The 12,290-nt window shown below is 51.2% G+C and carries 10 protein-coding genes; 5 read left to right on the forward strand and 5 right to left on the reverse strand.

All coding sequences use genetic code 11. The features are described 5' to 3' along the window. Positions 1-24: 24 nt before the first annotated feature. The 3 genes from IV433_RS14985 to IV433_RS14995 form a co-directional block, all read right to left on the reverse strand. On the reverse strand, positions 25-1,353 hold the full coding sequence (locus tag IV433_RS14985; protein WP_195814804.1) for a PTS sugar transporter subunit IIC: 1,329 nt from the start codon (positions 1,351-1,353) through the stop codon (positions 25-27). Next, positions 1,350-1,673: a PTS sugar transporter subunit IIB gene (locus tag IV433_RS14990; RefSeq protein WP_195814805.1), complete on the reverse strand. Its 324-nt coding sequence runs from the start codon at positions 1,671-1,673 to the stop codon at positions 1,350-1,352. Before IV433_RS14990 ends, IV433_RS14985 begins: the two co-directional genes overlap by 4 nt. Before the next feature lie 254 nt (positions 1,674-1,927). Further along, complete coding sequence (locus tag IV433_RS14995) at positions 1,928-2,623, reverse strand: pirin family protein (protein WP_195814806.1); 696 nt, start codon at positions 2,621-2,623, stop codon at positions 1,928-1,930. A 576-nt stretch (positions 2,624-3,199) separates the two neighbouring features. On the opposite strand from IV433_RS14995, the gene IV433_RS15000 reads away from it, so the two are divergent. Then, positions 3,200-3,697 carry a GNAT family N-acetyltransferase gene (locus IV433_RS15000; protein WP_195814807.1) on the forward strand — a complete coding sequence of 166 codons (498 nt, stop codon included), beginning with the start codon at positions 3,200-3,202 and terminating at the stop codon, positions 3,695-3,697. Here IV433_RS15000 and IV433_RS15005 read toward each other — a convergent pair. Continuing rightward, complete coding sequence (locus tag IV433_RS15005; RefSeq protein WP_195814808.1) at positions 3,694-4,899, reverse strand: MFS transporter; 1,206 nt, start codon at positions 4,897-4,899, stop codon at positions 3,694-3,696. The two genes, IV433_RS15000 and IV433_RS15005, sit on opposite strands and share 4 nt — an antisense overlap. 449 nt (positions 4,900-5,348) lie before the next feature. Between IV433_RS15005 and IV433_RS15010 the strand changes: the two genes are divergently transcribed. The 3 genes from IV433_RS15010 to IV433_RS15020 all read left to right on the forward strand — a co-directional run bounded on the left by IV433_RS15010 (position 5,349) and on the right by IV433_RS15020 (position 9,705). Next, complete coding sequence (locus IV433_RS15010; RefSeq protein WP_195814809.1) at positions 5,349-7,544, forward strand: inverse autotransporter beta domain-containing protein; 2,196 nt, start codon at positions 5,349-5,351, stop codon at positions 7,542-7,544. A 57-nt stretch (positions 7,545-7,601) separates the two neighbouring features. Continuing rightward, the gene (locus IV433_RS15015) at positions 7,602-8,492 is read left to right on the forward strand and encodes a SinI family autotransporter-associated protein (RefSeq protein ID WP_195814810.1); all 891 of its coding nucleotides are present in this window, start codon (positions 7,602-7,604) and stop codon (positions 8,490-8,492) included. Between the two features lie 223 nt (positions 8,493-8,715). Beyond that, positions 8,716-9,705: an Ig-like domain-containing protein gene (locus IV433_RS15020; RefSeq protein ID WP_195814811.1), complete on the forward strand. Its 990-nt coding sequence runs from the start codon at positions 8,716-8,718 to the stop codon at positions 9,703-9,705. Positions 9,706-9,723: 18 nt separating this feature from the next. Here IV433_RS15020 and IV433_RS15025 read toward each other — a convergent pair whose 3' ends face one another. Then, positions 9,724-10,380: a helix-turn-helix domain-containing protein gene (locus tag IV433_RS15025; protein WP_195814812.1), complete on the reverse strand. Its 657-nt coding sequence runs from the start codon at positions 10,378-10,380 to the stop codon at positions 9,724-9,726. Between the two features lie 172 nt (positions 10,381-10,552). On the opposite strand from IV433_RS15025, the gene IV433_RS15030 reads away from it, so the two are divergent. Next, the gene (locus IV433_RS15030) at positions 10,553-12,256 is read left to right on the forward strand and encodes a lysophospholipid acyltransferase family protein (RefSeq protein ID WP_195814813.1); all 1,704 of its coding nucleotides are present in this window, start codon (positions 10,553-10,555) and stop codon (positions 12,254-12,256) included. Positions 12,257-12,290 lie beyond the last annotated feature (34 nt).

Here is a 12,290-nt window from a genome sequence, read left to right on the forward strand (position 1 = left end):
TCCTCGCTGTCCGTTGCTTTGCGTTTAGCTGTTGACCGGTACGGCGTTACCCGCCGTTTGGGCACCGGCCTTTTCCGCTTCCTGTTTGAGTAAGGTACGTTCGTACGCTTTCAGGAACGGGTAATACATCACTGCTGATAACACCATACAGAACAGGCACATAATTACCGGACTGAATGCCCAGTTTGCGGCCCATGACGCACCAATTGGCGCAGGCGTTGTCCAGGGTGTGAGCGACACCACTTGCGCGACCCAGCCGAGTTTTGTGGCGGTATACGCGAAAACGGCGTTAAGCATTGGCACCAGTGTGAACGGCAGGAAAAATACCGGATTCATGATAATCGGCGTGCCAAACAGGATCGGTTCGTTGATGTTGAAGAAGCTCGGTACCACGCCCATTTTACCAATCGTCCGCAGATGCACGGCCTTGCTGCACAACAGCAAAATCGCCAGCGGCAGGGTCGAGCCGACGCCGCCAATCAGCAGATAGTGATCCCAGAAACCTTGCAGATAAATGTGCGGCAGCGGTTCGCCCGCCTGTAACGCGGTCTGGTTCAGAGCCAGATTGGTCATCCAGAACGGGTTCATAATGCCGGTGACAATCAGCGCGCCGTGAATACCGGCAAACCAAAGCACCTGACAGATAAACACTGAAATGAGAATCGCCGGCAGGGAATCCGACGCGGAAACCAGCGGTGCGAGCAGATGCATAATCGCTTCAGGAATAATCATGCCGGTGGTGGACTGAATAAACAGGTTCAGCGGATGCAGCGTGGCGACAATCACGACCACCGGGATCAGGATTTCAAACGAGCGCGCCACGCCGGTCGGAACTTCTTTTGGCAGGCGGATCGTAATGTTGCGGCGTTTGAGCAGCGCATACACTTCGGCGGCATAAATCGCCGTCAGGATCGCGGTAAAAATGCCTTCGCCGGAGAAGTATTGCGTTGAAATTTGTTTGTCGTGATACGGCGCGGCGACCAGCAAAAAGGCCATAAACGCCAGTAAACCGGTCATGATCGGTTCGAGTTTGTAATATTTCCCCAGGCTCGCGCCGATACCGACGGAAATGAAAAAGGTCATGACGCCCATGCTCAGATACCACGGCAGCATCAGCTGTTCGCGGTATTTCAGCGAGAGGTCCAGCCAGCCGCGCGCGAAACCGTTGGTGGTATCCGGCGAAAATGGCGGAAAAATAAAGACCAGCATGAACGACCCGATAATCATGAAAGGCAGCGCGGCGATAAAACCGTCGCGGATCGCAATCACATGCCGCTGCTGGCCGACGCTGCCCGCCAGCGGCGTGATGTGCTTTTCGATGACGTTAACCATCGCCTGATAAAGGCCACTCATACGCGGCTTCCTTCCTGTGCGATCAGGCCGAAGGCGAAGTCCAGCACGTTATCACCGCGCTGCATGCCGTAATCCATCATGTTGATAACTTCGACCGTAATATTGAATTCCGCCGCTCTCGCCGACAAATCACCCTGCATGTAACGCACCTGCGGCCCGAGCAACACCACCTGATAATCACGGAATTTTTCGTCAAACTCGCTGGCTCCGAACGCATCAATCTGCACGTCTTCGCCGCGCTGTTCCGCAACCTCTTTCATTTTGCGAACTAACAAACTGGTCGACATTCCCGCCGAACAACAAAGCATGATTCTTTTCATTTTTGCTTCACTCCCAGATGATTTATGTTCTGCCCGTTTCTCTTGCTGAGGGTATTTGAATCACTTTGGAAACCGGTTTCCATAGAACAGAAACCAATGTGCGAAGGGGGTCAAAGAATTGCTGGTCGATTTGTTGCGGGTGTGAATGCCGTCACGAAGCCGAAAAATTCAGCAATGCAAACGCGGGGAAAAAGACTAAGGGACAAAAACAAAAAAGGCGACCGGAGTCGCCTTTAGCGTTGAGCCAGAAATCATCAGACCGGTGGCAGATCGAACAACAGAATTTCGCTGTCTTCATCGGCATGCACGGACAACGCCGTTTCATCCCAGATCGCCAGTGCATCGCTCGGCCCGGCTTTCTGGCCGTTAATGGACACGGTGCCTTTCACCACCTGGATCCACACACGGCGTTCAGCCTGGATCGTGTAAACCGACTGTTCGTCTTTTTTCAGCGCCCAGCGTGACAGCTCCATATCCTGGAAAACTTTCAGCGAGCCGTCGCGGGCATCTGGAGAAAGCACCAGCTGGCGGCCTTGCGGCGCGTCGAACAGACGCTGTTCGTAACGTGGCTCCAGACCTTTTTTGTCCGGAATGATCCAAATCTGATAAAGATGCAGTTTACGGTCGCTGTTTCCGTTGTACTCGGAATGCGTCACACCGGTCCCGGCGCTCATAATCTGGAACTCACCCGCCTGAATCTGCTCTTTGTTGCCCATGCTGTCCTGATGTTCCACGGTGCCTTCGAGCACGTAGGTCAGAATTTCCATGTCTTTGTGCGGATGCTTACCAAAACCTTGCCCCGCATCGATGAAATCTTCATTGATCACCCGCAGCGCGGAGAAGCCCATAAAGTTCGCATCGTAGTAATCGGCGAAAGAGAAGGTATGCCAGCTTTCCAGCCAGCCGTGACTTGCGTGACCGCGTTCTTGTGCCTGACGTAAGTAGATCATGTTCAACTCTCCTCAATGTTTTCTCTAGTCTAGTCAACGCCTGAGAATAAGAAAGCGTAAAAACTTCACCCCTCTGTTCAAAAAATATGAACAAACGCAGATGATTAAATCCAAAGGATTTGTGGAAGACATGAGAAAGATTTGGAAAAGAGAAATAGCGTTTTTTCGAAGTAGTTCGTGTTGTGGGAAAGATAAGAAAAAAGTTTTTCCAAAATAGTTCAGGTTGGGAGAAGGCGGCAAGGGAACGAATCCCCGGGAGCATACATAAGTATGTGACCGGGGTGAGCGAGTACAGCCAACGCACTACCAGCCGGAAATATGAAGGAAAAAAGGCAAAAAAAAAGCCAGCACCCGGCTGGCTAAGTAATACTGGAAGCAATGTGAGCAATGTCGTGCATTCTTGGGGACCCGTTTGACCTTGGTGTGAGGCCATCCCCGGAACGCATGGCAATAATAATCATTATCATTCGCACTTGTAAAGCATTATTTTTCACCCAACATTCGATTGACTCTTATCCAATTCCTGATAAATGTAGAGGATATTCAAACAGTAACCACAAAAAGAGGAGTGTCGCCATGAGCGAAATAGTCATCCGCCACGCAGAAGCCCGAGACGCCGAAGCGCTTCAACACCTATACGCTCAGGTTCCTGTTTACAGCGACACTCTCCAGCTCCCTTATCCGCCCGCCTCGCTATGGGAAGACCGTCTGGCAAACTCTGCGCCGGGAAGATTCGCGCTGGTGGCCTGCATTGACGACAAACTCGTCGGCAATCTCACGCTGATGGTCGAGCAGCCGTGGCGGCGTCGTCATGTGGCGACCTTCGGGATTGGCGTGGATACCGGCTTTCAGGGGCGCGGCGTCGGCAGCAAACTTCTCGCGGCGGCGCTGGAACTCTGCGACAAGTGGTTGCAGGTGAAGCGCGTCGAGCTGACAGTGTATGCCGATAACGACGCCGCTATCGGGCTTTACAAGAAGTATGGTTTTAGCATTGAAGGCCGCAGCCCGTACTACGCCCTGCGCGACGGCGAGCTGGTGGATACGCTGCACATGGGGCGCATCCACGGCGTTTAATCTGTTCTGACGGAGGCGCTGGTTTCGCGCGGTAAACGCCGCAGAACCAGCGCCATCGCAATCAACACCAGCAACGCAGAACCCAGATAAATCGAATCAATCCCGGCCTGCGCCATCAGCATTCCCGCCAGCGGACCGGTAATTCCCAGTGATAAATCGAGAAATGCAGAATAGGTCGCCAGCGCGCTTCCCTGATTTTCCTGCGGCAATTTTTTAACCGCCACCACGCCGAGCGCCGGAAAGACCAGCGAGAACCCCGCGCCCGTCAGGAATGCGCCGCCCATCGCGACCAGCGACGTCGGCGCGAAAAAGACCAGGATCAGCCCGGCGATTTCCACAACGAAGCACGCCAGCGCGACGCGTAAGCCGCCAAAACGATTGATGCAATTCGGAAACAGTAACCGCATGCCGACAAACGCCGCACTGAAGAATGTCAGCGAGAACGCTGCGCCGGACCAGTTTTTAGCATCGTAAAACAGCGTGATAAACGTCGCGATAACGCCAAAACCGGTGGAGGCCAGCGCGAGCATTATGCCGTAGGGCAAAATTTTCCCCAGCACCTGGCTGAACGGAATTTGCGTCGAAGCTTTCCCCGCGACCGGCGGTTTACGCCACGCCACCAGTAACGCCGTCAGCGCCACCAGAATGATGCACACCGACAACAGCGTCAGGCCGCCGAGGCTGAAAATCCCCACACCGAGCGGCGCGCCAATCGCCATCGCGCCATACGTCACCACCCCGCTCCACGAAATCACCTTGCCGATATGCAGCGAACCGACCACGCCGATGCCCCAGAGCGTCGAACCGGTTCCGGCAAAACTTTGTCCCGCGCCCAGCAGTAAACGCCCGGCACACAACAGCGTCAGGCTGACCGCCGGTGACGCGTCCATCCATAACGCCAGCAAATAGAACACGCCGCTAAGCAGGCAGCCGCTGAGCCCGAGCATCACCACGCGCTTTGGCCCGACTTTATCGGCGTAACGCCCGGCGTGCGGACGGCTCAGCAACGTCGCGAAGTATTGCAGGCTTATCACCAGCCCCGCCCAGAACGCGCTGTAGCCAAGATGGTCGTGGACATACCCCGGTAAAATCGCCAGCGGCAGGCCGATCGTCAGGTAGTTAGCAAAGTTGAAAACCAGAATGGAGAGGATCCGTAATGTGGTTTTTGAAGACGAACTTTCGGGCAAAGCGGGAGCAGGCATGGAAATCGACGTCTCACGAAGAAGGTTCTGGCATGTTGCACAGCCGTAAATGAGTCTTTGACTTTATTAGCAATAGGTTGTTTTAGCAACAAATTGGCGCTCCGGTTTTTGCGAAAGGGATCCACGCACGCCTGAAAATAAAATGGACGTCCTTTTTTGGACATACAAAATAAAAATCAATAAGGGTATTATTCATTCGCCAAACAAATAATATAAAAAATAAATTTCCGGATGATATTATTTTTCAGGCGCATTTCCTCGGTTATATATTGTAAAAAGTTCAAGGATAAAGATAATAGCGGCCCGAAACTAGTCTTTGGCAAGTCATAGCATGGTCCAATACTGGACAACCACAATATCTTAACGATATTTAAACTTATAGAAAATTATTATTTAATATGAAAAAACATACGCCATTTAAATATATAAAGATCATACTTTGTATTTTGATGAGCTTTCCTGTCTGCGCACAAGAAGGTTTCATCCTTCCAACGCTGGGCAGCCAGGATGTATTTTCAGACAAGGCTCCGGCCAGTAATAATGAAAGCGTTAGTCAGACTCTCGGGAATAAATCTGCACAGGTTTTAACAAATGAAGCGCAACAAGGCTTCCAAAATCTCAGCGTCGAAGGCGCGAAAAGTCAGCTGTATCAGTACGGAAAAGGCGCGGCGACCCAGGCCGTGCAGTCACAGGCGGAGCAATTGTTGTCGCCTTACGGCCATATCAAAACGACGCTGAATGTTGGCGATGACGGCAACCTGGACGGTTCATCACTGGATTATTTAATTCCCTGGTATGCCGGTGAAAGTACGCTAATTTTTAACCAATTTTCAGCGCACAGTAAAGATGGCCGTAATATCGCCAATATCGGTGCAGGCGTTCGATATAACGTCAGTAAAGACTGGATGCTGGGGGTGAATACTTTCTATGATTATGACATCAGCCGTAGTCACCGCCGGGGAAGTCTTGGTTCAGAAGTGTGGACGAATTTCTTAAAAATTAACGGAAACTATTATATTCCTTTGTCTAAGTGGAAAGCGTCAGCGGACTTCGATAATTACGAAGAACGTCCGGCTCAGGGCTGGGATGTCCGTCTCCAGACCTATTTACCTTTTTATCCGCAATTAGGTTCATCGCTTATTTACGAACAATATTATGGCGATCAGGTCGCGCTTTTTGGCACCGACAATCTCCAGGAAGATCCATCCTCTGTGACGCTGGGCGTAGACTATACGCCGGTGCCATTAGTGACGATGGGTGCCGGTTATAAACAGGGTGATTCTGGCGAGAAGGAACTGACTGCTAATGTCAGTTTTGATTATCACATCGGTACCCCTCTTTCTAAACAGCTGGACACCTCTGCGGTTGCCGATATGCGTACGCTGGCGGGCAGCCGGATGGACTTTGTCGATCGCAACAACGATATCGTGCTGGAATACAGTGAAGTTAAAGATCTCGATATCGACGTCTACCTCAAACCGACCAGCACCGCGCCGCAATGTATTTTGGGCGATGACCCCGATGAGGCACAGGCTTACGAAGGATGTCACTGGACGCTGAATGCGGACATTAAATCTCACCGCAAAATTGCATCGGCGCGGTGGGTGCCGGTTGGCGGATATTCTGCCGAAAATACGCTGGCCTTACCGGCGCTGTCACCGTCATCGAACATCAGTGCCGGTAACAATAACCACTGGACGCTGACGTTCCCGGCGTGGGTCAGCTCGAAAGACCCGCACGCTAACGAATACGATTTAGCGGTGACCTTTAGCGATGATAAAGGCGACAGCAAGCAGTCCAATGTGGTGAAAATTAAAGTGTCCGAAGCGCCGGTCAGTTATCAGCTGGCGATTAAAAACGATCCGCAAAGTGATAAAGCCGTGAAACGCAGCGCAAATGGCAAAGACACGGTCGATCTGGAAGCCACTGGCGCGAAAGTTTCCGGGTTACAGGGCGAAACGACGGCGCTGACCGGCGAAAACCTGAACATGAATTTCCATGCTTATGCCGTTGCAGATAAAAATCATGAGCATGAAATTAAAATCCACGCCTCCAGAGAGGATTGCGATAAAAATACCGGCGACCTTTATTACGTGAATTCTCCGGATAAAGGGAAATCAACCATTGCCAGTACGCTGCCAGGTATTTTCTCGATTATTGCCACACCGGCCGATCATGAAAACCAGCAAACAAATCAGGTTCTGGTGGACTTTAATGCCGGAAATAAAGAAATCGTCACGGCCATTGTGGATACACAAAATCCGGATGTGAATCTGACCGCAACAAAAGGCAATCAGCTTTTGTTAGGTCACGAATATCAGTTCAGGGTGGCTTATGACAGTAATAAGAACGGGCAATGGGATCCGACAGATCGCGAAACTATTTCTGATACAGACAAGACACCGATTATTTCTCTGGTGAATTATAAATGGCTGTTTGACGGAATTAATCCGCAAGGCGAAAAAGGCGGCTATGCAAATAGTAATACCGATAACCACAATCTGGTTATTCCGGATACCAATGCGCAAGCCAATACCGTATTAGCATCGGCAGGAAAAAGCGGAATTCAGGGATTTGAATTAAAAGCAGACTTTGAGCTTTCAGATGCAGGTTCAAAGCTTCTTAAAAGTCTCTCCGCCAATTAAACCTGGCGAAATTTATTTGAACGTTAACTGAATACAAACTTACAGAGTGATATTGATATGACAAAGTTTAATAAAACCCTTCTGGCCAGCCTGTTATTTGCCGGCTGCTCACACGTTGCTTTAGCTGATATGACGGATTCTGCCGGTCAGCTGATCGGGACCGTGCCGGTGTTGAAAGGTACCGACGCAGGCCAGTCAGACCACAGCGTTTCCTTCTCGAACGGACACGAAAGCGGTTCGACAGAAGCGATGACTCCTGGCGATAAAATCACGTTAAATTATACATTTAAAGACGCAGAAGGCGACGTTGACGGCAGTAAAACCACCATCAAATGGTTCACCACCAGCGACGGTAAAGGTGCCGATAAAACTGCATTAGCCAACGACGGTAAGGATTCCTATACCATCGCGGCGGTTGATGCAGGCCGCTATCTGGGGGCAGAAATTACCGAACAAACCTCGACCGGTATGCCGTCAAAAGGTCAGGTTATTACTATCGAAGACGTCAGCGCCAACGATACGACGGATGCGATCCCGAACGGCCCGATCGTCGGCGGCAAGGTTGGCGTAGAGATTGTTGATGCGACCGCACCAACCGTCAACCTGATCGGTAAGGCAAACAGCCAGTTGTTGGTCGGCCACACTTACCAGTTCAAAGCCTGGTATGACGCCAACAATAACGGCACGTGGGATGCGGGCGAACTGGAAGCAACCAGCAACTACACCTACAAATGGTTCTTCGAAGGCAACAGCGCAACTACCAACACAGCGGGCGGTTATGCGGTCCCTGCAACGAACGGCAAAGATCTGGTTATTCCTGCTACGAATACCCTGGCGAAAGGTATCTTCGCGACCGCCGGCGCAGACGGTGTTCAGGGTTACAGCCTGAAAGTTGATTACTCTCCATTACTGAAATCAGTAAGAACCGTTAAATCCGTCAGGAAATAATTAACCCGGAAGAGTAACGATTTCATTTAAAGCGTTACTTAAGAAAAGTTGGGCACGAAAGTGCTCAACTTTTCACATCCTCTGAGCATGTTCAGGCTCAAATAATCAGGATGACATTATGTTTTCACGATATTTCAAGTTATCAGGGCTTTCTCTCCTGATAATACTTGCCTTCAGTACACACTGTCGGGCTGAGGCAACGGAGCCACAGGCCGGTGATTTCATGACGGCAGCGACGGGTATTTTGAATGGCACCCCTCCGGTCATCAAAAATAATGCCGGTGACAGCAATAAAGTCGATTTCAAAAAAATCAGCGAACACGACGACAGCGATGAGCTCGATGATGGCGATATCGTCACATTGACGTGGGAATTACAGGATAACGAAGGCGATGCCGATGCCACGCTGGCGTCCATCGTCTGGACCTGCGATCACCCGACCAAAGGCTCGCGTGTACTGGCGACGCAGGTTAACAGCTACACGATTACTTCAGCAGATTATGGCTGCGATATTAGCGTGGCGTTACAACCTAAAACGCAAACGGGTATTCCCCGTAGCGGAGACGCTATTACTGTTACCGATATTAGTGCTTATGATGACAACGATAATATTATCGAAGGGCCGGTCAACCCGCACTCTGTTAATTTTACAGACTATATTGTCGCGCCCGGTACCAGTGAAAGTAAAACGGTCAGCCCGGATAAAATTCTGCATACCGGCTGGGTTGGCGCAGAAGTTCAGCTGGAAACGGACAACCCGGAATCTCAGATTATCTGGGCAAGTAGCAATAAAAACGTCGCCACCGTCACTCAGGACGGGCTGGTGACTTTTCTGACAAAAGGCCCGGTCACGATACAGGCCAGAAATGACAAAGCCATTGCGCGTATAAAATTTAATCCGTCCGAATTCTTTATTTTCAGCACCGTAAAAATGAACTGGCAGGATGCAAAAGACTGGTGCGAATCTCAGGGATATACCTTGCCTGACTCCGACCATTTATCTACTGCAAAAAATTTGAGAAAGATCCCAGCAGATGCTTTATGGCAGGAATGGGGCGATATATCTCAACAAAACGCGCAATATTCTGGCATCGTTTTCTGGTCTTCAGATGAATGGGGAGGGGATAGTGCTTACTATATGTATATTGATGACGGTCGTATAACATCTAACCGTCAAACAGCCAGTGAAGGTGTTGCCTGTCTGGTAAATTAAAAATACGTCGTACGTATTTCAATATTCACGCGGTAATTTTTTGAGGATCGCAACAAGTTTGCCATTCTCAATATTAATATATTCACCCTGGCGAAGATCGGACAAAATCTTCATTACCCCGCTCCGGGCCAGGTGAGTATGTTCGTGAATATAATTAAAAACACTGGTACGCAGCCGCTGTTCCGGCGGCATCATTTCCAGTTCGAAGAGAAATGCGCAGACGATCTGGTACGTTGATTTGCTGATCAGCAAATTGGTCCGGTAGGCCTGAAAATCACTGAGGTACGTCTGGAAATCCAGTACTTCTTTGAACAGCTGATGTTCGCTGACAAGCTCTACAGCGCGGGAATAAGGCAGCGTCTCGAGCACTGCGCCCTTTTCGCTCCTGAACTGATAAAGGTTATTGCGAAAAGGGGATCCCTGCATCCCAAATAAATTAGGCGCAGCGGCTCTCACAAATCGCAAATTATCGGCGGTACGGTAAATATTCAACGCGCCGTCTAGAATCAGAATAACTCGCGCCTCAGCGTTCTCAGGCTGAATTTGAACAACGGAATCTTTTGCTTTTATATCAAGGGGAGCCGACGCCGTCCGAAATGCCGTAATAAGGGTATTAATGGTCTCAATCGGCTTGAGCATCGGGGTTAATAAATCAGGAACAGGCCTTTTATCCATTTTACGTACCCTTTCCCCTGAATTGTTGAGTTTACCTACACACTATAGTCCGGCGCGGGCACTATACGGAAATAATTCTGCGCCGGAAAGGTTCGTTATTCTGTCATTTCGCTGACACATCACTGTCACACCGGCTGACTATGGTCAGATGACTTCAACCGGAGGACATCCTATGTTCAGCATGGATACCCTGTTTCAGGATCTCGACCCGCAGCACAAAACCCCTTCCTGGCAACGCCGTCTCTTAAAAGCCCTGTTCCGCGAAAAAGAATTCCATCGTTTTGCCGAACAACATCAGCATCTGAAAGGCATTGATATGGCCGAACAGGTGCTTGAGCATTTTAATATTCGCTGTGAACTGACGGAACGCGATCGGGAGCAAATCCCAAGCTACGGGCCGGTGGTTATCGTCGCCAACCATCCGATCGGGACGCTCGACGGGCTGGCATTGCTGCACGCGGTGGCGTCTGTACGCCCTGACGTCAAAGTGGTCGCGAACCAGATATTGTCGCTGGTGACATCGCTCGGCAGCCTGATGATCCCGGTTGATAATATGGGCAACCGCACCCGCCGCAACCAGGTCACGCAGATGCAGGAGCATCTGGCGAATCAGGGCGTGCTGATTGTGTTCCCGGCCGGTGAAGTGTCGCGCATGAGTACCAAAGGCGTACGCGACGGAAAATGGCATACCGGTTTTATCCGCCTTGCCGCCAAAGCCCGTGCTCCGGTGGTTCCGGTGCATATCGGCGGCAGCAACAGCGCACTATTTTATCTTAGCTCAATGATTTACCGCCCGCTCAGCACCTTATTGCTGGTTCATGAAATGTTCGGTCAACGCGGCAACAGCCTCACGCTGAAAATCGGCGCGCGTATTCCTTATTCCAGCTGGCACGACGGACAAATGACGGCGGGCGATCTGGCCGCGCGTTTTAGAAAACACGTTTATCGCCTTGGCAGCGGAAAGCCTGAGCTGTTTCATACCGAAACGTCGATTGCCCGCGCCGAAGACCGCGCCGTGCTGAAACACGCGCTGGAAGCCAGTGAAGTGCTGGGTAAAACGCCCGACGGCAAAATGATTTACCTCTATCGCCGCCACGGCGAAGATTACGTGCCGATCCTGCGCGAACTGGGGCGGCTGCGCGAAATTGCGTTCCGTGCAGTGGGCGAAGGCAGCGGCCGTCGACGCGATCTCGACGGTTACGATGACGATTATTATCACCTGGTATTGTGGGATCCGCAGGCGCTGGAAATCGTCGGCGCTTACCGGTTTATCTCGACCGCCGAACAGGTTGCCAGCAAAGGTCTGAACGGCATTTACAGCCAGAGCCTGTTCCAGTACGGCCATCAGATGGACCCGATTCTCGCGCAGGGCATTGAACTCGGACGCAGCTTTATTCAACCCGCGTACTGGGGCAAACGCGGGCTGGATTATTTATGGCTCGGCATCGGCGCGTATCTGGCGAAATATCCGCAAACGCGTTACCTGTTTGGCCCGGTGTCGATTTCGGGGGGATTACCGCTGGCCGCACGCGATTTACTGGTCGCCTTCTATCGCCTGTATTTCGCGCCCGCACTGCCGCTGGCGACGTCGCGCCGCCCTTATCCGGCGTCTTTGCCCGACGTGCTCGCACAGTTTTGCGGTGATGACTATCAGGAAGATTTGCAGCGCCTGAAACGTCTGCTGGCAAACCTCGGTTGCAGTATTCCGGCGCTGTATAAGCAGTATTCAGAACTTTGCGAAACCGGCGGCGTGCAGTTTATTGATTTCGGCAGCGACCCGGAATTCAACCACTGCATCGACGGGCTGGTTCTGGTGGATCTCAGTCAGCTGAAACCGTCTAAGTTTGAACGCTATATCGCGGTGCACCAGGGCTGAATCCCTTTTTCTGACATAAAAAAAGGGCGCCCTC

Source organism: Rahnella laticis (assembly GCF_015644585.1).
GTDB lineage: Bacteria > Pseudomonadota > Gammaproteobacteria > Enterobacterales > Enterobacteriaceae > Rahnella > Rahnella laticis.